19 protein-coding genes and 3 pseudogenes are annotated in these 26,411 nt (G+C 50.6%); 15 read left to right on the plus strand and 7 right to left on the minus strand.

From position 1 onward, the window contains the following. Window positions 1-4: 4 nt before the first annotated feature. From kdpB to HI950_RS24595, 3 genes are read left to right on the plus strand one after another with little or no spacing between them, the layout of a single operon-like run. The gene (gene kdpB / locus HI950_RS24585; protein WP_169086803.1) at window positions 5-2,038 is read left to right on the plus strand and encodes a potassium-transporting ATPase subunit KdpB; all 2,034 of its coding nucleotides are present in this window, start codon (window positions 5-7) and stop codon (window positions 2,036-2,038) included. Between the two features lie 29 nt (window positions 2,039-2,067). Beyond that, a complete protein-coding gene (kdpC, locus tag HI950_RS24590; RefSeq protein WP_169086805.1) occupies window positions 2,068-2,676 on the plus strand; it encodes a potassium-transporting ATPase subunit KdpC in 609 nt (202 codons plus the stop codon). Between the two features lie 4 nt (window positions 2,677-2,680). Next, window positions 2,681-5,017, plus strand: a complete 2,337-nt coding sequence (locus HI950_RS24595) for a histidine kinase (RefSeq protein ID WP_169086807.1) — start codon at window positions 2,681-2,683, stop codon at window positions 5,015-5,017. 68 nt (window positions 5,018-5,085) lie between these two features. Here the strand turns inward: HI950_RS24595 and HI950_RS24600 are convergent, their stop codons facing one another. Beyond that, complete coding sequence (locus HI950_RS24600) at window positions 5,086-5,409, minus strand: winged helix-turn-helix transcriptional regulator (RefSeq protein WP_169086809.1); 324 nt, start codon at window positions 5,407-5,409, stop codon at window positions 5,086-5,088. 154 nt (window positions 5,410-5,563) lie between these two features. Here HI950_RS24600 and HI950_RS24605 point away from each other — a divergent pair, with 154 nt between their 5' ends. The 4 genes from HI950_RS24605 to HI950_RS24620 all read left to right on the plus strand — a co-directional run bounded on the left by HI950_RS24605 (window position 5,564) and on the right by HI950_RS24620 (window position 9,311). Further along, window positions 5,564-6,328 carry a DODA-type extradiol aromatic ring-opening family dioxygenase gene (locus HI950_RS24605; protein WP_169086811.1) on the plus strand — a complete coding sequence of 255 codons (765 nt, stop codon included), beginning with the start codon at window positions 5,564-5,566 and terminating at the stop codon, window positions 6,326-6,328. Between the two features lie 31 nt (window positions 6,329-6,359). Continuing rightward, the gene (locus HI950_RS24610; RefSeq protein WP_169086813.1) at window positions 6,360-7,106 is read left to right on the plus strand and encodes a GTP cyclohydrolase II; all 747 of its coding nucleotides are present in this window, start codon (window positions 6,360-6,362) and stop codon (window positions 7,104-7,106) included. Window positions 7,107-7,247: 141 nt separating this feature from the next. Continuing rightward, a complete protein-coding gene (locus HI950_RS24615) occupies window positions 7,248-8,261 on the plus strand; it encodes a hypothetical protein (protein ID WP_169086815.1) in 1,014 nt (337 codons plus the stop codon). An 87-nt stretch (window positions 8,262-8,348) separates the two neighbouring features. Continuing rightward, the gene (locus tag HI950_RS24620) at window positions 8,349-9,311 is read left to right on the plus strand and encodes an aldolase catalytic domain-containing protein (RefSeq protein ID WP_169086817.1); all 963 of its coding nucleotides are present in this window, start codon (window positions 8,349-8,351) and stop codon (window positions 9,309-9,311) included. A gap of 68 nt (window positions 9,312-9,379) precedes the next feature. On the opposite strand, the gene HI950_RS24625 is transcribed toward HI950_RS24620, so the two are convergent. Then, window positions 9,380-9,682, minus strand: a complete 303-nt coding sequence (locus HI950_RS24625; RefSeq protein WP_169086819.1) for a hypothetical protein — start codon at window positions 9,680-9,682, stop codon at window positions 9,380-9,382. A 151-nt stretch (window positions 9,683-9,833) separates the two neighbouring features. Here HI950_RS24625 and HI950_RS24630 point away from each other — a divergent pair, with 151 nt between their 5' ends. Further along, complete coding sequence (locus tag HI950_RS24630; RefSeq protein WP_169086821.1) at window positions 9,834-11,150, plus strand: VWA domain-containing protein; 1,317 nt, start codon at window positions 9,834-9,836, stop codon at window positions 11,148-11,150. A gap of 78 nt (window positions 11,151-11,228) precedes the next feature. On the opposite strand, the gene HI950_RS24635 is transcribed toward HI950_RS24630, so the two are convergent. Then, complete coding sequence (locus HI950_RS24635) at window positions 11,229-12,608, minus strand: Glu/Leu/Phe/Val family dehydrogenase (RefSeq protein WP_169086823.1); 1,380 nt, start codon at window positions 12,606-12,608, stop codon at window positions 11,229-11,231. 349 nt (window positions 12,609-12,957) lie between these two features. Here HI950_RS24635 and HI950_RS36065 point away from each other — a divergent pair. Continuing rightward, window positions 12,958-13,200, plus strand: a pseudogene (locus HI950_RS36065) (transposase); the annotation flags it as partial. A gap of 135 nt (window positions 13,201-13,335) precedes the next feature. On the opposite strand, the gene HI950_RS24640 reads toward HI950_RS36065, so the two are convergent. Then, window positions 13,336-14,451, minus strand: a complete 1,116-nt coding sequence (locus HI950_RS24640) for a glycoside hydrolase family 88 protein (protein WP_169086825.1) — start codon at window positions 14,449-14,451, stop codon at window positions 13,336-13,338. 141 nt (window positions 14,452-14,592) lie between these two features. Here HI950_RS24640 and HI950_RS24645 point away from each other — a divergent pair, with 141 nt between their 5' ends. Next, window positions 14,593-15,456: a helix-turn-helix domain-containing protein gene (locus HI950_RS24645; protein WP_169086827.1), complete on the plus strand. Its 864-nt coding sequence runs from the start codon at window positions 14,593-14,595 to the stop codon at window positions 15,454-15,456. Between the two features lie 38 nt (window positions 15,457-15,494). Here the strand turns inward: HI950_RS24645 and HI950_RS24650 are convergent, their stop codons facing one another. After that, window positions 15,495-16,337, minus strand: coding sequence for a helix-turn-helix domain-containing protein (locus HI950_RS24650; protein WP_169086829.1), 843 nt, complete (start codon window positions 16,335-16,337; stop codon window positions 15,495-15,497). A 140-nt stretch (window positions 16,338-16,477) separates the two neighbouring features. On the opposite strand from HI950_RS24650, the gene HI950_RS24655 reads away from it, so the two are divergent. Continuing rightward, window positions 16,478-17,263 carry a sugar phosphate isomerase/epimerase family protein gene (locus HI950_RS24655; protein ID WP_223285487.1) on the plus strand — a complete coding sequence of 262 codons (786 nt, stop codon included), beginning with the start codon at window positions 16,478-16,480 and terminating at the stop codon, window positions 17,261-17,263. A 120-nt stretch (window positions 17,264-17,383) separates the two neighbouring features. Here the strand turns inward: HI950_RS24655 and HI950_RS24660 are convergent, their stop codons facing one another. Next, window positions 17,384-18,412 (minus strand): LacI family DNA-binding transcriptional regulator, encoded by a 1,029-nt coding sequence (locus HI950_RS24660; RefSeq protein ID WP_169086831.1) that lies wholly within the window; start codon window positions 18,410-18,412, stop codon window positions 17,384-17,386. 155 nt (window positions 18,413-18,567) lie between these two features. On the opposite strand from HI950_RS24660, the pseudogene HI950_RS24665 reads away from it, so the two are divergent. After that, window positions 18,568-19,902 (plus strand): annotated as a pseudogene (locus HI950_RS24665) (FAD-dependent oxidoreductase); the annotation flags it as partial. Here HI950_RS24665 and HI950_RS37100 read toward each other — a convergent pair. Beyond that, a pseudogene (locus tag HI950_RS37100) lies at window positions 19,839-19,994 on the minus strand (hypothetical protein); the annotation flags it as partial. The pseudogenes HI950_RS24665 and HI950_RS37100 overlap by 64 nt on opposite strands. A 102-nt stretch (window positions 19,995-20,096) precedes the next feature. On the opposite strand from HI950_RS37100, the gene HI950_RS24670 reads away from it, so the two are divergent. From HI950_RS24670 to HI950_RS24680, 3 genes are all read left to right on the plus strand, one after another. Next, window positions 20,097-21,875 (plus strand): cache domain-containing sensor histidine kinase, encoded by a 1,779-nt coding sequence (locus tag HI950_RS24670; RefSeq protein ID WP_169086836.1) that lies wholly within the window; start codon window positions 20,097-20,099, stop codon window positions 21,873-21,875. Then, window positions 21,863-22,594 (plus strand): response regulator transcription factor, encoded by a 732-nt coding sequence (locus HI950_RS24675; protein ID WP_169086838.1) that lies wholly within the window; start codon window positions 21,863-21,865, stop codon window positions 22,592-22,594. Before HI950_RS24670 ends, HI950_RS24675 begins: the two co-directional genes overlap by 13 nt. 287 nt (window positions 22,595-22,881) lie before the next feature. Next, window positions 22,882-26,382, plus strand: coding sequence for a discoidin domain-containing protein (locus tag HI950_RS24680; protein ID WP_169086840.1), 3,501 nt, complete (start codon window positions 22,882-22,884; stop codon window positions 26,380-26,382). The last annotated feature ends 29 nt before the right edge of the window (window positions 26,383-26,411 follow it).

Here is a 26,411-nt window from a genome sequence, read left to right on the forward strand (position 1 = left end):
GATAATGAATAGTAATCAGAAGAAGAAGCTGCTGTCCGCAGATGCGGTAAAACGCGCTGTGCTTGATAGCTTTATCAAATTAAATCCAGCACTTATGATGAAAAACCCGGTTATGTTTGTCGTTGAGGCCGGTACGTTTATCGTGCTGCTTATGGCGTTGTTCCCCGCTTACTTTGATTCGCAGGAGCGAATCGGCTTTAATGTAACAGTATTTTTCATTTTGCTGTTCACGCTGCTGTTCGCCAATTTCGCTGAAGCAATTGCGGAGGGCAGGGGCAAGGCTCAAGCGAATTCACTTAAAAAATCCAAGCAGGAGATGAGCGCGAACAAGGTGATCGGCGACTCAGTAAAGGTCATATCCTCAACGGAGCTGCGCAAGGGTGATATCGTCATCGTCTCCCAAGGCGAGATGATTCCCGGCGACGGTGAAGTCATTGAAGGCTTGGCTTCGGTAGATGAATCCGCCATTACGGGGGAATCGGCTCCTGTTATTAAAGAAGCGGGTGGCGATTTCAGCTCTGTAACGGGTGGAACACGGGTAGTCAGCGACCGGATTAAGGTACGGATGACGAGCGATCCCGGCGAGTCATTTATCGATCGGATGATCGCGCTAGTTGAAGGCGCTAAGCGGCAAAAGACGCCTAACGAAATCGCGCTAAATACGCTGCTGACTAGCTTGACGATCATCTTTTTAATCGTCGTCGTGACCTTGCAGCCAATCGCTAAATATTTGGATATTCAATTAGAAATACCCGTATTAATCGCGCTGCTTGTATGTCTCATTCCGACGACGATTGGCGGTCTGTTATCGGCGATTGGGATTGCGGGTATGGACCGGGTTACCCAGTTCAACGTGCTGGCGATGTCAGGAAAAGCCGTTGAAGCCGCTGGCGATATTAATACGATGATTTTGGATAAGACAGGTACGATTACATTCGGGAACCGGATGGCAAGCGAGCTTGTTCCCGTCGCAGGCAGCAATATTCAGACGCTTTCGGAATGGGCAGCGATCAGCTCGCTTAAGGATGAAACGCCTGAAGGCAGATCCGTCCTCGAATGGATGAAGAAACAGGGCATGAGCTATGACGCATCCCTTGGAGAAGGCGGTGAATTTGTAGAGTTTAAGGCGGAAACACGGATGAGCGGCATCGATTTGACGGATGGCAGGCATGTCCGAAAAGGGTCAGTTGACGCCGTTCGCAAGTGGGTGTTGGCACAAGGGGGCAGCATTCCGTCCGATCTGGAGCAAATTTCGAATACGATCGCAACTTTAGGCGGAACGCCGCTCGCTGTAGCGGTTGACAGTCAAATATTTGGCGTTATTTATTTGAAGGACACCGTGAAGCCGGGGATGAAGGAAAGATTCGAGCAGCTCCGCGAGATGGGCATCAAAACGATTATGTGTACGGGCGACAATCCGCTAACGGCAGCTACAATTGCCCGAGAAGCGGGAGTTGATGATTTTATTGCCGAGAGCAAGCCGGAGGACAAAATTGCCGTCATTAAGCGCGAGCAAGCGGACGGCAAGATGGTTGCGATGACGGGCGACGGCACGAACGATGCGCCTGCGCTGGCGCAAGCGGACGTTGGCCTAGCGATGAACAGCGGAACGATTGCCGCGAAGGAAGCAGCCAATATGGTGGATCTGGATTCCGACCCATCCAAAATCATCGAGGTTGTTGCCATCGGCAAGCAATTGCTAATGACGAGAGGCGCTCTTACAACCTTTAGTATCGCGAATGACGTTGCCAAATATTTTGCAATCATTCCTGCGATGTTTATGCTGGCGATTCCGGAGATGGGCGTGCTTAATATTATGAAGCTGGGCTCTCCGCTCTCTGCGATCCTATCGGCGCTTATTTTTAACGCCATTATTATTCCGCTGCTTATCCCTCTTGCTATTAGAGGTGTAGCCTATAAACCGATGAGCGGTGCTAGACTGCTTAGCCGCAACGTATTCATTTATGGACTAGGCGGCGTCATCGTTCCCTTCATAGGGATTAAGCTTATCGATTTTGCTGTACATTTATGGATTTAATAAGTCGAGATGAAAGAAGGCATGAGACGATGAACGAAAAAACAAAAAGTTATCCGCGCTTTCAGCTGTCCGCTCTTTTGATACCCTTACGAATTAGTGTATTGTTTATGATCCTTTGCGGTATTATTTATCCGCTAGTCAGCACGGGGGCAGCTCAGCTGCTGTTCCCGAAGCAAGCAAACGGCAGCCTTATTGAGGACGGCTCCGGGCAAGTGGTAGGCTCTGAGCTGATCGGTCAAAATTTCACTGATCCAAAGTGGTTCCAAGGACGGGTATCGAGCATTGACCATAATGCGGCGAGCTCCGGCTCGAACAACTTTGGTCCATCCAATCCAGCTTTGCTGGAGAGAACGAAAGCCTCAATCGAGGCTTGGAAGGCGCAAAATCCCGATGTGCCGGTTAGTCAGCTGCCGATTGCGCTCGTTACAAACTCAGGCTCCGGGCTTGATCCGCACATCACGCCGCAATCCGCTGCTGTACAGATCGCCAGAATCAGCAAGCTAACAGGTGTGTCCATTTCCGAGCTTGAGCAGCTGGTCAAAGCGAATACGGATGGACGCGACTTAGGCGTGTTCGGTGATGAAAGGGTAAATGTGCTGAAGCTGAATTTAGCATTGTCTGCATTGCTGGGAGGATAGCCGTATGGCTCCGCTAAAGAGGAAGACGCCTGAGGAGCTGCTGCTCTCCATAGCGAAGCTGCATCAGGGAAGATTGAAAATATTAATAGGCGCAGTGAGCGGCTCAGGAAAAACGTACCATATGCTGCGTGAAGGATACCAGCTGAAGCAGGACGGGATCGACGTGGTTCTCTGCGCAGTGACTACTCTCCTGCACGCGGAAACGCTAGAGCAGGCAGAGTCGTTCGAGCGGGTGCCCAGCATCCGCTGGTCCAAGGATGGAGCCGAGCAGGAGGATTTGGATCTGGATGCGCTTCTAATGCGCAATGCCGAGGTCGTGCTTGTTGACGGGCTCGCTCACCGCAACCGCGAAGGCGCGCCGTTCAAGACGAGGCTGGAGGATGTGCTGCATCTTCTTAGCAAAGGAATAAGCGTCATTACGACGATCAACGTGTACGAGCTGGAGGGTGTCGATGAGATTGCGCTCAAATGGACCGGCATTCGCACGCCATGTACCGTGCCTGCCCACACGCTTGAGCTGGCTGACGAGGTCAGGCTGATCGACGTCTCGCCCGAAACGATGCTTAGACGTTTTGAGGAGGGGGAGCTGGGCTTACAGCCTGATCCGGCCATTGCCCTGCGTGGAAATTTGGCTGTGCTGCGGGAGCTGGCGCTTCGCCTTGTGGCAGAGGGAGTAAACGAATCGCTGGAGAAGCATCGCGAGGAGCTGGGACTTACGGGTCCCTCAGGCGCATCTGAGCGCATTCTGGTTACGGCGCAGTATCATTGGAACGGCTCTTTATATGTACGCAGAGGACAGCAAATTGCAAGAAGGCTCAACGGGGATATCCTTGTAGTCTCCTTTATCCATCCGCATAAGAAGTGGTCCAAGGAGGAGCGGGCTTTTAGAGCATCTATAAAGAAGCTGACAGCTCAGGTAGGCGGCAGCTTCGAGGAGCAGCCGCTGCATAGCAGGCGGCGCCTGCCGCTTGCTCTTGTCAGGTATGCGGAGAAGCATCAGGTTACGCGCATCGTAATGGGACATTCCAAGCAGAGCAGATGGCAGCAGCTCTGGCAGGGCTCGATTGTGGACAGCATGCTGCGCAGGCTTAAGCAGATCGATTTGTTTCTAATGGCTGACCGCGCAGAGCATGAAGGCGAGCGGATATTGCCGGTCAAGCAAAGGAGCGATTCGCGGAAAGCATTATTCCATAGGTTCAGTCCGCAAGAGCGCGAGGAACAAATGGAATCGCTGCGCAGGGGACATTTTACCCTTTACATCGGGGCTGCGCCAGGCGTTGGGAAAACCTATCGCATGCTGGCTGAGGCGAACATTTTGCTGCGCAAAGGAGTGGATGTCGTCGTCGGCATCGTGGAGACGCATGGACGCGAGGAGACAGCCGTGCAGATTGCCGAGCTGCCGGTTATCGAGCGCCAAACGATTCATTACCGCGAGACAACGCTAGAGGAGATGGACGTAGAGGCGATCATTCGCAGAAATCCGGATGTCGTCTTAGTTGATGAGCTAGCCCATACGAATGTGCCGGGCAGCTTGCGAAAGAAGCGTTATGAGGATGTTATTCATTTGCTTGAGAAGGGCATATCCGTCGTATCGACGATGAATGTGCAGCATATTGAAAGCTTGAACGATGCGATTGAGCAGGTGACGGGCGTCAGGGTTAGAGAGACGGTGCCGGACGCAATTATTCGGCTGGCTGATCAGGTCGAGCTGATTGACGTAACGCCGCAGATGCTGCAGCAGCGCATGAGAGAGGGCAAAATCTATGCGAAGGAAAAAGTCGAGCAAGCGCTTGGCGCCTTTTTTACGACGGGCAATTTGATCGCGCTGCGTGAGCTTGCGCTGCGCGAGCTTGCTGATGATGTCGACGAGCGGCTTGAGGCTTGGGACCGCTATCAGACGCTGCGCGGCACATTGCGCAGAAGAGAGGTTATATTCGTTGGCGTCGATATTCATGCTGATGCGGAGCGGCTTATCCGCCGCGGATTTCGCATCGCATATCGCTTGAAAGCGCAGTGGCATGTTCATTATGTGGAAGACGGAGCTCCTTGGACGAGCGAGGCCATAAACAAACGCGATGCCTTAATGAAGCTGACAGAGCGGCTGGGCGGCGTGTTCGAAATGTCCAAGGCAGTGAGCAGGAAGCATATTGCTGGCACGCTGCTCACTGCTGCGAGCCGTGCGAAGGCGACGCAGCTTATCGTCGGTCAGTCAGGGCGCAGGGCATGGTATTCGATGCTTAGTGGGAATATCGTCCGAGAGCTGCTGCAAGCAGGACGCCATATGGATGTGCTTATCGTAGCGAATCGGATGGCGGATAAGGGGCATAAGAAGCACAGATAAACAAAGGGAATATTCCGTAAGCAGCATTGGCAGCTTGCGGGATATTCCCTTTGTTCGAGCGGAACCGATCAGGCTTCTGTAATAGGTTCTATCCAGTCCTGTGACCACACTTGTATCTCGCGGATAATGGGCTCGAGTGCACGGCCCTTCTCCGTTAATGAATATTCTATGCGAACAGGAATTTCAGGATAGACTTGCCTGTCGACAATTCCTTCATTCTCTAAATCCTTGAATCGTTCCGAAAGCAGCCTTCCGCTGATCGGCAGAGCGGACTGTACGCCGCAGAAACGCTGCGGGCCTGACAAAAGCTGAAATATGATTAGGCCGGTCCAACGTTTGCTAATGATGTCCATTCCCTTCTGGAAACGGGGACAAAGGCTAGATTGCTCCATGCGTATCACCTCTTTTTACTTCCATTAAGTATAACCTCAATATCTTATTTATACAAGCACACCTGAATAATGTTAATTACTTGACTATCTTTAGTTATAAAATTATAATTAGTTACAAATAGTAAGTGCACATCTCAAGGAGGCACAACAAAACATGAATCCGTTATTTCTCGCACATGGATCACCGATGCTCGCTGTCGAGCAAAATGAATATAGTCAGTTTCTAAAACAAACCGGAGCAGGCCTTGCGCCGGATGCCATCGTTATTTTCACGGCTCATTGGGAGACCGAGGCGGTTACGATATCATCGAAGGATGACGAATACGAGACGATTTACGACTTTTACGGCTTTCCGGATGAGCTGTACCAGGTTAAATATCCAGCTAAAGGCTCTACTAAGGTAGCTGCCCTTGTTGGCCAATTGCTTAGCGAAAGCGGCATTCCCGTTGCATATGATACAGAGCGCGGACTAGATCATGGCTCGTGGACGATGCTGAAGCATATGTTTCCGAAGGCGGACATTCCAATCGTTCAAGTTTCCGTCAATCCCTATCGCTCCGCGGAGGAGCAATACCGAATTGGCGAAGCGCTGCGCAGCTTAAATGTCCAAAATATTTTGCTGATTGGCAGCGGTGTAACCGTTCATAATTTGAGGGCGGTAAAATGGGGACAGAAGGAGCCCGAGAGCTGGGCTGTTGAATTTGACGAGTGGCTTATAGAAAAAATGAATAAGCATGATATAAATTCCCTATTCCAGTATGAACAGCTTGCCCCGCATGCTAAAATGGCAGTACCGCGCGCAGAGCATTTTGTTCCATTATATATAGCGCTTGGAAGCGGCAATGCGGAGGAAGCGCCAAAAGTCATTTATCGAAGCTATGAGTTCGGCACACTGAGCTACTTATCGATGCAGTTTTAATCGTATATACTTTATGAGAAGGTGAACAAATATGATCAAACCCAATATTGCAGCCATTATTAAAGATAAATTAAAACGAACACAAAGCGGAAACGACGACATTTATGTTATTGGACCGGTTAAGCTGCCGCTTGAGCTGGATGGAGAAACGAAGATGTTCCATTGGTATAGCTGGCTGAGCAAGGAAGCTGGCGAGGAAAAGTCTCCCGAGCAGCTTGTCGAGGATTTGAATCGCTTCTCCTATGCGGATCTTCAGCAGTCGAGCGTTCTCGTATACGGCGATTTTGAAAATAACGAGGATGCGCTCATTCGGATGCACAGCATCTGCCATACGGGCGATATTTTCGGAAGCGCAAGATGTGATTGCGGCTTCCAACTGAAGCAATCGATGCGCATGATAACCGAGCATGGGACGGGAGCTTTATTTTACTTAGCGAATCATGAGGGCCGTGGGATCGGCTTGTTCAGCAAAGCGATCGCTTATTTGCTGCAGGAGGATGGTCTCGATACGGTTGACGCCAATTTAGAGCTGGGCTTTGCCGACGATTCACGTGATTACACCGATGCGATCGCCGTGCTGAAGCTGCTGCGGTTATTGCCGGTGTCGATCATTACGAATAATCCGCGCAAAGTGGATGCGCTGCGCAAAGCAGGCATGAACGTGGCGGGCAGAGTGCCGCTATGGGGCAATTCCTCCGTCTATAACGAGAAATATATTCAAACGAAGAAGAGTCGATCGGGTCATTTTGAACAAGAAGCACGAACGCTTGCTAAATAATCAATGACGATCATAGATAAAGAGAAGCCGTTTCTTGCGCTAGTGCGTTTGAGCGGCTTTTTTTGTTGGGGAACATTTGAAGCTTACGTTTCGTCTAATACATAACCGATCATAATTCATAAGTGTGGAAGGGACGGATGAGTGATGCAAATGAATGGCCATACTAAACGAAACGGTTGGAAAATAAAGCTGGCATTACTGGCGGCTGCAGCACTATTAGGAGCGACAGGCTGCAGTGTCTCAAAGGATTCAGATACAGTTAAGCCTGATATTCAAGTGGTGGACGACGGCTCTCGTAATGAAGAGAAGGTCGACCAGAAAGAGCTCCTTCAGGAATTCCAGTCCATTGTGACGAGTGCTGAGGACGCGACCGGTATCGTTTCTTTTTTAGATGCGAATATAGAGAAAGCGGATCAGGCAACGGCTGATTCGATGCTGCGGAGTCTGCATGACTACTATGATGTCCATTTGGAAGCGGCTCAGAACGCTTTTTTTACATCGAATGTGCAAGAGGTCCTGCTGAAGGAAGCTTGGCCTTTAACGGAGGAAACTGCTTTAGCGATTAAAGATGAGACGGTGCGTACGCTCGTGCAGAACGCATACAAAGGCGGTTATAAGCTTGAAGCGGTAGAGGGGTCTATTTATCCCGTCGTTGATTACAGCGTACAGTCTCATTATGGGAAATACGTGTCGGAGCAGATGAATGCGTACATCGGGTTGATGGCAGCGGAATCGGATAAAGCTGCGGCCAAGGATGGCGGACTGGTAATCTCATGGGATGAGCTGGCCGCAAGGGCGCTGCTCGCTGAAGCATTCGTAGCGAAGTACAAGGACTCGCCAGAGCGGGAAGCCGTCGAAAATGAATATGTGAACAAATATATGTCCATGTATATAAACGGTCTGGTCAATACGCCGATTTATGATACTGACAGCTTTAAACTGCTTGATGAAGTGAAGGCGAGCTATAAAAAAACGATAGCGGAAGCTCCGGATTCCGTGACGGGCCGCCTAGTTGCGCAGTTCTTGGATGTGCTCGCTGAATCAGGCGATCAAGTCATCGAGGTGAAGGACGGAGAACAGGCGGAATTACAGCCAATAAAACAGTTCCGCGAGGGCCTGCGGGCAGAAGCGGAAAAGCTTTTAAAACAGCCATAAAACGACAAAATTATTTTGCGTTCCGGTTCCTTTTCAAGTATGATGAGAAAAAATGAACTCATGTTCACATTAAAGGAGTATCAAAGCATGCAATCTAAAACGAGCCACTGTAAAATTGTTGACTGCACGATCCGCGATGGCGGACTCGTAAATAATTGGGATTTTAGTGTCGAGTTCGTTCAGCATTTGTACGAAAGCCTGAATGAAGCCGGCGTCGATTATATGGAAATCGGCTACAAAAACTCGCCAAAGCTGCTTAAAGGCGCAGAGAGCGCAGGCCCTTGGCGCTTCCTGAACGATGATTTCTTGAAAAAAGTGATTCCGAACAAAGGAAATACGAAGCTTTCTGCACTTGTTGATATCGGCCGCGTTGATGAAAACGACATTTTGCCGCGCAGCGAGAGCATGCTCGATCTGATTCGCGTAGCTTGCTACATCCAGGATGTAGACAAAGCGCTGGAACTTGTTCAAGTATTCCATGATCGCGGCTACGAAACGACGCTGAACATTATGGCTCTCTCGAACGTGATGGAAAACCAGCTCGTTGAAGCATTTGAGCTAATCAACGCAAGCGTTGTTGATGTCGTATACGTGGTTGACTCCTACGGCAGCTTAAAGCCGAACGATATGAGCTACCTCGTCGACAAGTTCCGTCAGTATCTGCCTAACAAGCGTCTTGGCGTTCATGCGCATAACAACCTGCAGCTTGCATTCGCAAATACATTGCTTGCAGCAGAAAGAGGCGTTGAGCTTCTTGATGCTTCCGTTTACGGCATGGGCCGCGCAGCAGGCAACTGCAACACAGAGCTGCTTGTAGCAGAGCTTCAAAATACGAAATACAACATCCGTCCTGTACTCGACATGATCGAGAAATATATGGTTCCGCTTCGCGAGAAAGAAGAATGGGGCTACATCATCCCTTACATGATCACAGGCATCCTAGATGAGCACCCACGCTCCGCGATGGCGCTTCGTGATTCCGAAGACAAAGACAAAGGCGTTGAGTTCTACGACCGCCTTACAACGCCTGAGATCGCTCACGGCAAATAATTACAAAAACAAGAAGCACCGTTAAGTCTCGATTGAGACCTAACGGTGCTTTTTTTGCTTGCCGCAAGCTATCGCTCAAGCAGCTCGCCATCGCCGCGGACGGCTGCCGCTTGATGCGGCTCGTTTGGGTGGAAATAGCCTTTACCTTGAAAGGTTTGGCCACTGCTTGCGACAGCCGTAAGCTCGATGCCAATATCCTCGCTTCTGCCAAACCTCGCGAGCAGCTCCCGGTCGCCTACGCCGTTAATATCTACGTACCACAGACGATCGCCATATTCGGTAACCCGGACAAGCTCGGCGGAAGTGAAGGATAACTGTATCGTCTCCTGCTGATAGGTGAATTCAAATGCGATCAGTTCAAATGTTTCCAAAGTTGATGACCTCCTGTATGAAGCTTAATGCAGTCGATTCTCGTGCTCGAAGCATGTCTGTTAACGATTGTAATGTTACTGGCCTATTTGTGCAACATTCCAAAACCAAAATTCGTCAGATTAGGAAATACAAACATAAGGGGCTGAACGAATGAAAGTGGGTCATTTTATCAAAAAGCCAAATAGACATAGAAGGAGCTTTAACTGGATCGTCGCGGTCATGCTTGCGATGCTGCTCATGCTCAGCGCTTGCTCATCCTCTTCGAACGATGCAACGAACAGCGGCAACAGAGATACATCGGACCGTGGAGAATCCTCCAGCGACGAGTCGCCGAAATCAGAAGCGAGCTCCAACACTGAAAATCGATCAATAAGCGAGGAGCCGGTAAAAGAGAAGGAAGGAGGCAAGCGGATTTATCAAAATCCGGACAAAGACGTGCAGGCGGGGCAATTGACAGCTGGCGAATGGGATGATCTTGCGGCGTGGGAGCGGTTCGGCAATTTGCTTAATGCTGAGGAAGGGGACAGCAGCAAGCGAGCGTGGCAGTTCTGGAATTTTGATCGGCTGGAGGTTGTCGTAACGGCAAATGGCAAGGCGGTATCGGATGCGAGCGTGGAGCTGCTTGCCGGCAAAAAGACGATATGGAAGGCGCGCACGAATACGGAGGGCAGAGCCTTCGTCTATGCGGGGCTTTTTGAGCGGGACACAGCTAATTTAGGCAGTTATACAGTAAAAGTGCAATCTGGCCAGGAAAGCAAAACGACGCAGCAGCTGGAAATTCCAGAACAGGGCAGCATTAAAGTCGATTTGGGCAAGGCTGATCAGCTATCGGATCAGGTAGACATCATGTTCGTGGTTGACACGACCGGTTCCATGGAGGATGAGCTGAACTATTTGGAGGCAGAGCTTAAGGATGTTGTGAGACGCGTAGCCGACGAGCATGCGAATCAGCTCGGCATTCGCATCAGTGCGAACTTTTATAAAGATAAGCATGATGATTATATCGTAAAGCCGTATCCTTTTACGACGGACATTGATAAAGTGACCGATCAGTTCAGCAAGCAAAAGGCAGAGGGTGGCGGTGACTTCCCCGAGGCAGTTGATCAGGCTCTGCGGGATGCCATTCATGAGCATGAGTGGAGCGAAGAGGCGCGGGCGCGCTTGCTGTTCCTCGTACTGGATGCGCCGCCGCATGATGATGGGCAAATTATTGACGAGATACAGAAGCTAACGGAGGATGCGGCGGAGCAAGGGGTGCGGATTATTCCGGTCGCTTCGAGCGGCGTAAACGTGGAAACCGAATATTTGATGCGCTTCATGGCTTCAGCGACAGGCGGCACCTATTTATTTTTGACTGATGACAGCGGCATCGGAGGGGATCATCTAGAGCCGGCTGCCGGCGAATTTGAAGTAAAGCTGCTCAATGATTTGCTCGTTGAGGTCATTAATCGTTACGTGCAGGAGTAGGGTGGATATAGGAAAGAGCAAGGGCAATCCTTCAAGCAGCTTCGCGGCTGCCCGGGGGATTGCCCTTTTTTGACCGTATTAATAGAGCTTGCCTTGGCGATACAGCATGGTGGATAGCTTCATAACGGCGTGATTGTAGCAATTTTGTCGAAGCGGGAGCGGGTCGCCAAAATAGGCTGGCAGAATGCTGTTTAACGTTTTTTGCATTTTATCATAGAGCATCTTATAGACTTGATCCTCGCTGAAAAACTGCGTTTCCCGGCCCTGCAGCCATTCAAAATAGGAGACGATCACACCGCCGGCGTTAGCCAATATATCGGGGATAATTATCGTTCCTTTAGCAGTGAGCACCACGTCCGCTTCACCGGTAACCGGTGCATTCGCGCCTTCGACAATGATAGGCGCCTTAACCCGCTCGACATTGTCTTTATGAATTTGCTCCTCCAGCGCAGCAAGAATGAGCACATCAACGTCCAGATAGAGCACTTCCTCGCGGCCAAGAATTTGGGCCTTTATGTCAAGCGCGACTAATGCAGCCTCAGTTGCTGGCAAATCTCCCTGATGCAGTGCGGCATACTCAAGCAAGGCTGGAACCGATAGTCCATCCGGGTTGTATAGCGTTACGTTCCGATCGCTTACAGCGACTACTTTATTATGCAAATACGTGCATTTGTAGGCTTCCAGCGCAGCGACTGAGCCTACGTTGCCGAAGCCCTGCACCGCGATCGAGAGCGGCCTGTCCGCATGGGCAAGCGCGGTTTGCACGAACGGGTTCGTGCTTCCGGCAAGCCAGCTTCTTTGCTCCTTCAGGAAATCATGCAGCATATAGCGGAAGGCGAAATAGACGCCCTTGCCGGTCGCTTCTCTTCGGCCAAGGGAGCCGCCGTTGATGACGCTTTTGCCGGTAAAGCTGCCGAGGTAAGGCTGACCGGGATGAATACTCTTGTATTCAGCCATCATCCAGTCCATCTCGCGCTCGCCGGTGCCCATGTCAGGAGCTGGTATATCCTTGTCAGGACCAAGCACGTCGCTGAAATATTGTACATATTTTTTGCAAATGAGATAGAGCTCTTTCGCAGAATAGGTACGGGGGTTAATGACGACGCCACCCTTGCCGCCGCCGAATGGAACCTCATGCAGGGCGTTTTTGAGCGTCATTAGCGCTGCCAGATTCGTTACTTCGTCTTCACTTACCGATTCGTGAAATCGGATACCGCCCTTATAGGGGCCAAGTGTATCGTTATGCTGAATGCGATAGGCCGGGATACGTACGACGTTGCCGTTATCGATCGTTATACGCAAAAAGGCTTTATGTACTTTGTTAGGTGTAGATAGAATGGCGGCAAGTGAAAGAAAGGCTTGCTCGCGTGCCTGCTCCTGCAAATTCGGTAAAAAAGTGCTGTCTCCCATTAAAGCATTTAAGGATTGCTGTACGATGGCTCCTGTTTGGCTTGCCATAACTAAACGACCTCCTCTGTGTTCTGGAATGAGATGCTCTCCAAGCGGGACGACCTTCTGCCGTTAAACATTAGACGGACGCTTGCGCTTGAACACTAACTGTAACATATTGGAACGTGTAAACCAAAACATGGTGGGGGATGAGCGGTTGTGGGGGTTACGTGTAAACGCGAAAACTGCTGAAGTAGCTATTTCTCCTCCATCGTTGGGAAGAATCAGTTCAAAAGTTGCTACATAAAAGAGATTGTCTTTACCTAACAAACGTGCTATCCCTAATATAAAAAAAGCCATGAAGTAAATACTCATCTAGAAGTGTTGTCCAGACCATTCCAGAGGAGAGTATTTATACATGGCTCAATATCAGGTTACACTAGATCGCTTATTAAACCAGTCGTTTATCGGAGAATCTCGTGACGCAGGTGCAGCTGCCTTGCTCGAGACGGTCTTGAATCAAGTGTTGAAGGCGCAAGCGACTGAACAATTACCAGCTTCGGAGTATGAGCGTACGCCTGACAGACAAGGACAACGAAATGGAAGCTACTCCCGAAACCTAACGACGCGTGTGGGCAGGATTACTTTGCAAATCCCACGTGTACTAGTGATACAACCGACGCCATGCTTGTTGAAAAAAGCACCCCAGCCTGCCTTTGATCCTGTATCGCCTACCGCATGCGTTCGGTGCTTCAAAGATGGAGCGAACCATACCTTTGATACTTGCTTGAAGGGATTAAAAGATCCGATGGCTCCAGCCGTTAAGCTTGGCGAATGCCTCCACGAAGTAGTAGTCTCCGTATATAAGAGATACGTTGATGTTGGCGTTCTCAGGCTTATGTCCGGTGCCTTGGAGAAGAATCGCTTCATGGTCCGGATTGTCCCAGGTCGCATAATTCTCGCTAAGTGAATACAGGATTCTCTCGGCAGCCGCGTTATACATCCGGCGTTCCGCGGATGGAACCAGCTCAGCAAGTTCGAGCAGACCGGATGCTGCGATGGCGGCAGCAGAAGTATCGCGCGGCTCGTTTTCTATGTTTTCTACGCGGAAATCCCAATACGGCACATAGTCTTCCGGCAGGGCGGCGACAAAGTAATGCGCTACCTGCTTCGCCGCGTGCAAATAACGCTCAAGTCCGGTGCATCGGTAAGCAATCGCGAGGCCATGAAGCGCCCAGGCATTGCCTCGGCTCCACGCCGAGGAGCCGGAAAAGCCTTGACCGCCCAGCGGTTCTATAAACGCGCCCGTCTCCGGATCAAAAGATAAAATATGACATACCGAGCCGTCCTCGCGAATGGCGTAACGGAGGAAGGTGTCCGCGTGACGTATCGCGATATGCTTGTAACGCGGGTCGCCGGTCGTGCGGCTTGCCCAGAACAACAGGGGGATATTCATCATGCAATCAACAATGGCCCAGCCGAGCGCCCCATGCCCGTTCCATGCACGAATAAACTCGCCATTCACGTTGAAGCGGCCCGCGAGAAAGTTTGCCGCCTCCAAGCCGATTCGCAGACCTTCCTGATCGCCCGTTAATTCGTATTTGATGACAGCAGTCGGCAGAAACTGAAAGCCGACATCGTGATGCAATTGTACGGGATGCTCGCAGAAGCAGCGCTCCAGCTTGGCGTCCCATTCCCAGGCGGCTGCCCGGAAGGACTCTTCCCCTGTTGCATCATGCATAACCCAGAGCAGGCCTGGCCAGAAGCCGGACGTCCACCAGTTATCGTCTGTGCTGTCATAGATGCCGTTGGCTTTTGCCACATGGGGCGTTTTATCTCCAATTTGGTTTATCATGCGCTCTACCTTTTCGGTTAATTGCGCCAATATTTTTTCTTTGTATGCCTGATTCATTTTGTAGTAAGCCTCCTCGTTGACCCATGATTGTGGTTAAGCTGCTTGCTATCATTATAGTCTCTGACAAATGGGCAAAGTTACGCTACAATGGTTAAAAATGTTGTTCTGTTGACTTGTTGAAATGAAGGGGTGCAGTCAGTGAAGGGGACGCTGTTTCAGGAAATGGACTACGGGGGACTGTCTTTTCTTTGGTCATACCGCAATTGGTCGCAGCAAGATTTCGAGGGGTATTACCATTGGCATCGGGGCTTCGAGGTGCTGGCTGTGCATCAGGGACACGGCTCGGTTACCGTCAATCAGAAGACGTATGAGCTTAAGCCAGGCATGCTGTTTTATTTCCAACCCTATCAGCTGCATAATGTTTATGCGGAAGTGGATGAAAGCCGGCCGTATGAACGCAGCGTCTTTCATTTCGACCCTGTATTTATGAAGGGCTACTTAAGGACGTTTCCGGCTCTTTATGACGTCTATAAACGAATGCTTCAAGGGCTTATCGCTTTGCAGGGCATAGATATGATCGACTGCAACGAAGAATTGAATGCCGCTTGCTCCGCATTCCAGAATAGCCTGCTCGCTTCCTCCGCCAGCAGCAAGGACGAGCAGAGCGCGCTTTATTTGTTAAAGGTGTTGTCGTTAATTAAGCGAAAGGTTATTCCGGGGCCCGAGCAGGAGGAGCATACGAAGCCGATTCGCCAATCGGAACGTGTTATGGCATGGATTGAAAATCATTACGGGGAGCCCTTTCAGCTGGAGCTGCTTGCGGACGAGCTCCATATGTCAAAATCTTATTTGTCCCGGCTGTTCCGGCAAGAGACGGGTAGCAGCATTACGGGCTATTTGACAGCCCGCAGAATGCAGCAGGCTTGCAGTCTGCTTCAAACGACGAACAAATCCGTAGAAGTGATCGGCGAGCAGGTAGGGTTTACGAGTACCTCTTATTTTATTAGCCTGTTCAAACGGATTATGGGCGTGTCTCCGCATCAATACCGCCTGAGGCTGTAGCGGGGAGCAGCGGTAATATAATAGATGCTTCGTTCTAATTAAGGATTCTCTACCTTGCGAAGCTGGTTCCGAACGCGGTATTTGCTGGGACTGGCGTGAAAATGAGCCCGGAAGGCGCGGCTGAAATAAGGATAGCTGCGGAACCCGGAGGCTTCGGCGATATCTTCCAGTTTCATGTCACTGTACAGAATTCTCTCCGAGGCAATGGACAGCCTGATCTCGATGACATAACGCATTGGAGATTGCCCGAACGCTTGCTTGAACAAGTGGGAGGCTGTCGATACGCTGATGCCATAACGTTCGGCGATATGGGTCAGCGTCAGCGGCTCGGTAGCATGCTTCTCCAAATACTGCTTCATTTTGTAAGGAATGTTGAGCTCCGGCCTGGAGGCCGCCGCCGTCTGCTTCCGTACATACCTCTCGATAGTTAGACATAAAACTTTGATCAAAGCGTCCATCATTTCCGCATTATCCCCATGAATATTCCGCTTCTCATAGATCAGTTTTCTCCATAATGCCAAGAAGTCTTCCGCCGTATCCAGATGAACCTTGCTTGGAAAATCGTTCCGGCTGCACCATTGCTGCGCCCATGCTCCGCTGCAGGATAAGTAGTAATCGGCGCTCTCAATTGGCTGAGAGGCGTCAGCGTCTTTATCGGCATCAACCACTAACCGGTAGTATTCCCCTGGCTTGCGGATGATCAGATCACCGGGCTGTACAACATGTGTCTCATCGTTAATCTCGACACGGCATGTCCCTTTTACCTGGAAGCGCAGGAGCAAGCGATTGTCGGCTGTGCCCTTTTGCAAGGAGCCGGTGAATGGAGAAGTATGATGAGAATAACCGATCAATAGGCAATCGATCCACGATGTATCCAACATTTGCTGCCACCTCCAAGTGAGTAAACTATTTCTACTATCATAATTGTTGCAAAATAAGTCAACAAGCAGAGAATCGGATATTCACTTCTAAATCAGTTGTCACTATACTGGGGATTAATGAAGTGAAGGGAGATGGTAGTTTGTTGAAGGATAAGATTGCGGTTCAATTGTATACGCTTCGCGAGGAATGCCATGCAGATTTCCCGGGAGTTCTTCGTCAAATAAGTCAAATTGGCTATGGCGGCGTACAGTTTGCGGGCTTTCAAGGCTATGACCCGCAGGAACTCAAAGCGGTTTTGGACGAAGTTGGATTGAAGACCGCGGGGATGCATGTTGGTTTCCATGACATTGTCGAAAACACAGGTAAAGTGGTCGCGGACGCCAGGCTGTTCGGCACACGGGATATTATTTGCCCGAGTATTCCCGCTGAGCTGCGAAATGAAGGCGGATACAAACAACTGAAGAAAGAGTTGAACGGTATTGCGAAGCATCTGAAGGGTGAAGGCTTCCGAATCAGCTATCACAATCATGCTTTTGAATTTGAAACGGTGATAGAGGGGCAGGATGCGCTTTCGTACTTGCTTGAGCCTGCTGTAGACAATGAAATCCTCGCAGAGCTGGATGTATACTGGCTTCAGAAGGGCGGTTTTGAGCCCGCATCATTCTTCAAGACCTATGCGGGCAGGATGCCGATTGTCCATATGAAGGATATGACCGCAGACGGTGAGCAGGCATTTGCGGAAATCGGTACAGGATCGATTGAATTCGAACCGATTATTCGCTGGGGAGAGGAGAACGGAGTCGAGTGGTACGTAGTAGAACAGGATGTTTGCAGAACAGCACCGATGGGCTGCGTGCAAACTAGCTTTACCAATCTATATCATTTAATGTCAAATCTGCAACCGAATCTGTTCGGTGAAGCCTGAGAACGCGATTGCCGAAAAGGCGGACCTCAGTGAGCTGCGAATCGAACAACCGGAATAGCTTTGCTGGCTTTTTTGTAGAGAGAGGACAACTCGTCCGAACATCAAACCATCCGGCGCTTCTTAGCTGAAGCGCCGGATGGTTTGCCCGTTATGGAAAGGGCCTGCAATACGGATATGTTCGCATGGCTCGCCCTGGTTGGCGAGGCGCCACAGCATTTTGTCAGCCGCTTTATATCCGGTCTCCCTGATCAGAAGCTGGGGGCGGCTTAAATGCGGCAGCGCCGCCACCGGTCCGTTGGCCAAGCCGATTAGGGAGATGTCCTCCGGGATGCGATACCCGAGGGAGGTAAGGCTGTCGTACAGCCTTACGATATCTTCATCGATGCCGGCAATGATTGCTGTTGGTTGGCTGCTGCGCAGCTTGTCGATCAGCGTGCACTCGTCCCAAACGTCCGTTATTTGCAGTTCTGCGTCATGATCCAACTGAAGCTCACCCATCATTTCCTCAAACGCCTGCCATCTTCTTGTATATCCCCGCTGGCTGTGAATATCTCCTACGTACATAATACGGGTATGGCCAAGCTGCGCGAGCCGGTCCACGGCCATGCAGACGGCTTCGAACACATCCCAGATTACGCTATCGATTCGGGATAGCGGTCTCGGATAATTAATCAGCACCTTGGGTAAAGGCAGCTCGAACAGCTTGCGCTCCGTGGAGTCCGAGAGCAGCCGGGGCGCGATGAACAGACCGTCCGCCGTCGGCAAATTGCGCTGCTCCATCCAGTCCGAAAATGCGTGATCCGGCACATCTTCATCCAGCACATAGCTTTCCAGTCGATGCTCTAATTGATCGAGCCTCTCTCTTAACCCCTCTGTCAACAATACGTTGTAATTCATAGATTGCCGGGATTGTATCAATACAAATCGAAATTGGAAGGTAGGATAGGGCGCGATGCCGCGGCTGACCATCTCACGTGCCTGAGATACGGTCAAATAGCCGCGTACGAAGGCTGTTCGGATAATGCGGCTCCGCGTTTCCTCGGACATGCCGGCTCGTCCGCTCAGCGCCTTGGATATGGTCTGAATCGAAAGACCAAGTTCTTTGGAAAGATCGTGCAAAGTAATCGATTTACGAGTTCCCAATTTCAATACCGCCTTCCTCTTTTTTCCGTGTGGTTAGGGGATGCGAACATAAAGCTATCGTCCACGCTAACGCTTGACAGCTCTATTTTAAACTAAAGTTAAACTACTTTAGAAGTCCCCCGGCTCCTATAATGAAAGTACTTTCAGAGGAGGGGTTAAGCATGAGAAAAATAGAGACGGATATTGTGGTATGCGGCGGAGGGCCGGCGGGGATCAATGCGGCGCTGGCAGCTGGAAGGAGCGGGGCGCGAACGCTGCTGATTGAACGATACGGTTTTCTTGGCGGCATGTCGACTGCAGCTCTGGTCTATCCATGGATGACCTTTCACACGATGGATGGGAAGCAGGTCATTGCCGGAACGGCCCAGGAAATTGTAGACCGCTTGATGGCCGAGGGAGCTTCGCCCGGTCACGTTCGCGATACGGTAGGCTTTGTAAAGACGATCACCCCTTATGATCCTGAAGTGTATAAGGTGTTAATTATCGATATGCTGCGCGAGGCGGGCGTGAAGGTGCTTCTGCACAGCTTCATGGACGAAGTGCAGACCAGGGACGGCCTCATTGAAACGGTACGATTGGCTACCAAGTCCGGGAAGTACGAAATTTCGGCGAAGCAGTTCATCGATGCGACAGGGGACGCCGATCTGGCCTATCTGTCAGGCGCGCCGTGCTTGCAGGGACGCGACAGCGACAATTTGACGCAGCCGATGACGATGAAGTTCCGAATGAGAGGCGTTGATCTGGCGAAGGTGAAACGGTATATGATCGAGCATCCGGACGAGTTTTACAAGAAGACGCCTTTCGATGAGCTCGAGGAGCTGCCCTTGTCCGGCGTATTGGGTTTCTTCAAGCATTGGAAGGAGGCTGACTTGCCCATTAACAGAGACCAGGTCCTGTTCTTCACAGGTCCGGGACCGGACGAGGTGCTTGTCAATACGACTCGTGTTCAAGGGCTGGACGGAACTGAACTGGAGGATTTGACGGAAGGAGAGGTGCAGGGCAGGAAGCAGGTGCGCATGGTCGCGGATTTCATGACCCGCTGCTTGCCAGGCTTCGAGAACGCTTCCATCTCTTCGGTCGGAGCGCAAATCGGCATACGCGAGAGCCGCAGAATAGACGGCTGCTATTCACTCCAGGTACAGGATGTTGTGGATGGACGCGCGTTCGACGATTGCATTGCACGAAGCGGCTATCCCATCGACATTCACGATCCATCCGGCAAGGGCGTGCAGGCCGCATGGGTCCAGGGAGACGGGGCATACGATATTCCTTACCGCTGTTTGCTGCCGAAGCGGATTGACAATCTGCTCGTGGCAGGCCGCTGCATCTCGACGACGCATGAGGCGCTGGCAACGACGCGTCTGACACCTAGCTGCATGGCGACGGGACAGGCTGCGGGTACGGCGGCAGCAATGGCATGGGAGCAGGGTATATCACCGGGAAAAATCGACATTGGACAGCTGCAGGAGCGGCTAATTGATAACGGCGCGCTGCTGCGCAGCGGGCAGACTGTATAGCGCGTATCCGCCAGCGAGATATCGGTCAAATTCAATTGAAGAAATAATTGGAACATGGTAGACTTTTTCATAAGGTCGCCTCGTATCGGAAGTTTGTTGGAAAACAAACATTCTACCGGATGAGCGGCCTTTTTAATGTCTGCGTTTACAATCTGTCAGGAGGAATCGGTGAAATGAAGCGGTATATTTCGATACGAGCCAAATTTATAACCATGTTCGTTCTGCTTATCACCATTCCATTCCTGATAAGCGGAATCAGCACTTACAATAAATTTGCGGAGGAAACCGAAAAAAACTCCAGGGCGTACTCCATGCAAATTGTGAATCAAGTGAAAATTAATTTGGAAAATACGATAAAAGACGCGGACAGAATAACTGTGGCTCCCTTGTATAACGAGGACGTGCTGCGGATTTTGGAGAAGCACAGTTATGAAGAACCAGGCGAAGAGAAGCTTATTCCGTCGGCGGAAATTACCAAAATGGCAAGAGTAGCGGCTTCGCTCACATTGGATCAGCCCGGAATTGAACGAATGATCTTTTTCACCCGCGACGGCATTATGTACAGCGTCCAAGAAAAACTGACGCAGCGTTATTGGAACGTGAAAGGGAATAGCTGGATGCAGGAGGTGCTGGATGCGGAAGGAAGGCTTGTCATTATCGAACCTCACGAGACGACTTATTACAAACGATCGGAACGGGTTATTTCCGCTGCCAGAGCATTGATTCACCCTGCAACGGGCCAAAGCATCGGGGTCGTCAAAATTGATTTTAACATGAAAGAGCTCGAAGCGTTATTGTCAGAAGTATGGCTCAGCGACAACAGCCAGTTTTACTTGACAAAGGATAACGGCGAGCTTTTATTTCCCGATGAACCGGTTAATTTCCCGGATACCGGTCCGGGAGACGGAACGATAGATTGGAACGGCCAGACTTATCTGTACACAACCATGCACTCCAAATCAACGAAAGTGAATATTCACGGACTTATCCCGATGGCCGATTTGCAACGGGGCGGCAAGGAAATCGTCGGATTTACGATCCTCATTTCAGTCATATCGCTTATCATTGCCTATTTGCTTGCGATCTTTACGTCAGAGCGGCTGGTTAGGCCGATCCGTTATCTTCAGTCGCGCATGCGGCGGATAATGGACGGGGCTTTCAGCGAACGGGCAGATTTGAGCTTGATGAATCGCGATGAAATCGGGCAATTGGCCCAAAGTTTCAATCTGATGGTGACGGAAGTGGAGCGGCTGGTCAAGGAGGTATATGAAACGAAACTGCGCGAACGCGAAGCCGAGCTGTCGGCTCTACAAAGCCAGATTAATCCGCATTTTCTGTACAACACGTTGGAATTGGTAAGCATGCAGGCGCTGAAGGTGAGAAATCTCGAAATCAGCGACATTGTTGCCAGCTTGGGAAAAATGCTGAGATACACGGTTGACAAGCAGGAACGACCGGTGCAATTGAAGGAGGAGATACGGTTCGTTAACGCTTATTTGCAAATTCAGTTATCCAGGCATGGCGAGAAGCTGAGTTCGGAAATGTATGTGGATCCGTCCCTCGAATCTTGTCTTGTACCAAAGCTGCTGCTTCAGCCGCTGGTTGAGAATGCATTGGAGCACGGAATGGGGAATAGCGGATTAACAATAACGATCAGGGCATCCGTGCTGGATCAGGATTTGCTCCTGACTGTACAGGATAATGGGGTGGGGATGCCGCTGCAACGTCTATTGGTGGTTCGAGAGCAGATGTTGTGCAAGCCGGAGCGGGACGGCAGCCGTCCAAAGTTTGGAGATACGCTTAAAGGCTACGCCATCAAAAATATTCACCATCGCATTCAACTGCTTTATGGCGTGGAATACGGCTTAAGCGTGGAGAGCGATGAGGCTTCCGGAACACTATGGAGAATCCGGCTGCCATTACGATGGGGGGAATTGGAATGTACAACGTGATGCTGGTAGAAGACGAGAAGAAAATTCAGGAAGGGTTAAAGATCATGATCGAGGAAGTGATCGGCAGTTACAGGGTAACCGCGGAAGCGGAGCACGGTGTCGCTGCGCTGGAGCTTCTCAGAATGCAATCAGTAGATTTGCTGATTACGGATATCCGTATGCCCCAGATGAACGGAATCGAGTTATTGCGGCATGTCCGGGGGCTGTATCCCGACCTTCCCGTATTAATCATCAGCGGGCATGAAGATTTCACTTATGCCAAGGCGGCGATGCGTCACAATGCGTCGGATTACATCCTGAAGCCGGTGGACCGGATTGAGCTTTCCCATTTTCTATTGAATTTGAAAGCGCGGCTGGACCGCGAGCGGGCGGTAGAGACGCCTAACGCCGAAGCGGCCCATGAAGATCTGACGATTCGAAGAGTGAAGGAACTGGTCGTCTCTTGTCTGGATCAGGATGTTTCACTTCCATTCATCGCGGAGCAGGTGCATTTGAACCATCAATATTTATCCACGTTGTTTAAAGTGAAGACCGGACAAAATTATTCTGATTATGTGACGGGATGCCGGATGAGTAAAGCCAGGGAGCTGTTGACCCATACACATCTGAAAATATACGAGATCGCCAACCTTTGCGGCTATGCCAGCGCCAATCACTTTATGGCCGTGTTCCGGCAGCATTGCGGAGTGAAGCCTACCGAATATAGAAATAGGCGCTGAGTTAAGGCCGGTCAGATCATTGAGCACAAAACAAAACAGATGCTATGAATATCGTAGTTTTTCTCGAAAATGCATTGTTTTTCACTGACAGGCCGACTTGTATACTTATTGTTAAGCGCTTTCAATTTATGCAGCGACTTCATGTATTGCGACAGAATGATTACATTCGGATGTTCGGGAGGTGTAAGTGAAAGCTTGGGTTAGGTTAGGTTGTGTTGGTAGCGCTTACAAATAAACGGCAAGTGAAGAGCAAATGAAATGACATGAAAGAAAGGATGTGATGGATAATGACTAGACTCACACAAAGATCTACAGCGTTATTATTAATCCTGAGTATGCTGTTCACGGGTTTGATGGGCTCGAGCCGCGTGCAGGCCGAAGCCGATGCGGAGTTTGCCAATCGAATCGTATTCGGGGATTTCGAGAACGGCGCTCCGGACGATTACAGTGTTGCGCCGGAACCGCCATTCGTTGTTCAGGTCATGGAGACGACGAGCACAACTGTCAAGCTGCAGTGGAATCCGTTGCCAAGCTCGGATGTGAGCCAATATGTGATCTATAACGGCGACAGCCCTGCGGTTTCCGTAAGTTCTTCCACTTATGATGCGAATGGCGGTCTATATAGCTCGCTTGTGTTCAATCTGGAGCCAAGCACCGAATATGACTTTACCATAAGAGCGCATACGACGACTGAGCTTGCCTCTGTGCTGAGCAATGAGGTGACCGTATCCACACCGGCACTTAGCGGAGATTCAGCAACCCCGCTGACGATCGCGGGTTATCGGGCCAGCGGCAGCGATTCCAATATTCCGGCATATGTCATTGACGGTGATATTCAGACAAGGTGGTCGGCGTATGATGACGGGCAATGGGTCGAACTGGATCTGGGCTCGGAATTGCTGGTTTCTTATCTGGGAGTCGCTTTCTACCGGGGAGACAATCGCAGCAAGACCATTGATATCGAGGTTTCGAACGACCAGACCAACTGGACCCGCGTATTCAGCGGCGATAGCAGCGGCACTACGATCCAGGTTGAAGCCTTTGGTTTTGAAGCCGTCACCGCCCGTTATGTACGGGTTGTCGGGCGCGGAGCAAGCGAATGGACAAGCATTTCAGAAATTCAGGTTTACCCTCCCCATGTGGACGGGTTTATATTAAGGGATGTGGAGATTCCGCCAACGGGACCGGATCCGGATTCCCCAATTCCGACAAAAGCTGGTCTCTATTATGCGGATGGCACACCGCATGTGCCGCATGAGGCTCAGACAGTGACCGGCTCTACGTATAATGTCCTGGACTTCGGCGCCGATCCTGCCGACAACGGAATAGATGACGCTCAAGCTATCCGGGCTGCACTGGCTGCAGCGGCGCTTGGGGACGAAGTGTATCTTCCGAACGGACACTATCAATTAACGAGCACAGATATGGACGGAGTTACCCATTTCATTATGAAATCCGGCGTGCAGATGCGCGGCGAGAGCCAGGATGGCGTTCTGCTGGTCTCCGACCATGCTAATGAACAGGAAGAATATGCCACGGTTGAAGGCATCGTATTCCGCATGGCCGGACAAAACAATATTAAGATCAGCAACATGACAATTACGTCCAGCTGGGACTTGAGTTATTCAACGAATACGTCGGTTGCGAATCCGGATCGGGGCGGACCTAAGCAGGTGATCATGATTACCGCCGCTTCCGGCAAACCGTCCTATAACATTACGCTGGACGGACTGACGATCGAGAAGTTTCAACGGATCGGCGTTGTCATTACGAACAGTCATGATGTTATTGTGGAAAATTCGCTTTTTCGCAACGCGACGAACTTAGCCGAGGGCGGAAACGGATATGGCGTTTCCATCGAAGGCAAGTCCAAGGAAAGCCGGCTCGGCAGAGAGGACGACTCTCGTTTCAATGTCGTTCGCAACAACGAGTTTATCGGTCCCTATCTGCGCCACGGAACGATGGCGCATTCTTACACGCATAACAATCTCATTGAAAACAACTACTACTTGAACTCGGCATTAGACGCTATCGATTTCCACGGAGAAGACGAGTATATGAATGAAGTAAGCTACAATCATATCGTTGGCGGCGGCGAAGCTGCTGTCGGCGTCGGCAATCCGGGCGCTACGCATGATGCCGCTGGACCAGGCAATTACATTCATAACAATTTAATCGAGAATGTGAAACGGTATGGGGTACAGGTGTATTTGGGATCTCCCGATACGATTATCGAGAATAATACCATTACCGGATTTACGAACGCGGGGAGCCAGGGAATACGTCTGAAAAATGCGCCCGGAACGATTGTGAAGGGCAATCAGATCGTGAACAATACGGCTTCCGACTTTTGGGGTATAATTGCCATGAAAGACGACGGAGATCCGACCAACGCCGGGAACGGCGCAGGCATACCCGAGAATATTATCATTCAGGACAATCATGTTACGGGGAATACGAATGGCGTTATGATCTCACACGGCACGAATATTCGTCTCTTCGGCAATGAGATCAGTGGAAATACCGGGACGGATTATGAGAATCAAGTGGCGGTTTCCGAACTGATACCGGCAACCAGGGCGGCAAGCGTACAGCAAAATGCTCAGAACGCCCCGGTTGCGAATCTCTTACAGATTAAAGGCGGAAAAGATGGCGAATCGGTGAGAAGCTATCAGCAATTCGATCTGAATTCCATTGAGGGCAAGCTGGCTACCGCATGGCTCTACGTGTATGGACAAGCGCTGGAGAGTCCTGCTGGAGAGACGGGAGCTGCAACTTCTCTCTATGCAGTGGATAGCAATGACTGGGACAGCGATTCAATGCAATGGAATACGTACCAGTCTCCGCCAGAGCTTGGTCAGAAGCTCTCGACTGTGCAGCTGAATAATAACGGCGAGTACGCCTGGTATGTATTCGATGCGACTGTGCTCGTGCAAGAACGTCTGGATGGCGATCGGACGATATCGCTTGCTTATGCCCAGAATGCCAATCAAACCGGTTACTTGACGCATTTATACAATGGATCCGACTCCAGCTATAGGCCTTACCTGCGGGTTGAAACTTACCCACCCGTCGAACTTGCGGCCGTAGCGGTAACGGCGGATCGTTCGCAGCTGGTGCCGGGCATGACTACCCAACTGCATGTGACCGGCACATACAATACAGGATCGGACGTTTCGTTGGAAAATGCGGACATATCTTTCATAAGTCTGACGCCGGATCTAGTGACTGTTGATCATACGGGCGTGGTTACCGCGCTTCAAGCTGGAGAAGCAACATTGCAGGCAACTGTCGTCTTGGATGGCGTTGCTCGCACTGGAGAGTTCGTTCTTAATGTAACCAATAATCTGGCGATTACTGCGCAGTTGTCGGTCGACTCCACGCTGGGTACAAATACAAAAGATAGAGTACTTGACGGAAGCTTGGAAACCCGGTGGATATCAAACGGCTCCCAAACGCCTTATCTGATGCTGGGCTGGACAACGGAGCAAACGATCAACCAAGTGAAGCTGTGGAGCGGACATGTGCCGGTTATAGGCTCGGCCAACTGGCATGTCAGAGATTTTGATCTGCAGATCTTGGAAGACGGAGAGTGGAAGACGATAGCCGAAGTCCGAGATAATGATCAGGACGCTTTTTTGGGTCAGTATACGACGTTGAATTTGGATAGCCCCGTCGTGACGACTGCATTGCGCTTCCATTTTGTCCGTCCGTCATGGGGCAACGGCAATTTGAACGATATGATGGCCAGAATCAATGAGGTGTTTGTCGGCTTCGTCAACGATTAGGAACCATCTCGGCCTAAGTCCTTGTTACG

The organism is Paenibacillus sp. PL91, from assembly GCF_012935325.2.
GTDB lineage: Bacteria > Bacillota > Bacilli > Paenibacillales > Paenibacillaceae > Pristimantibacillus.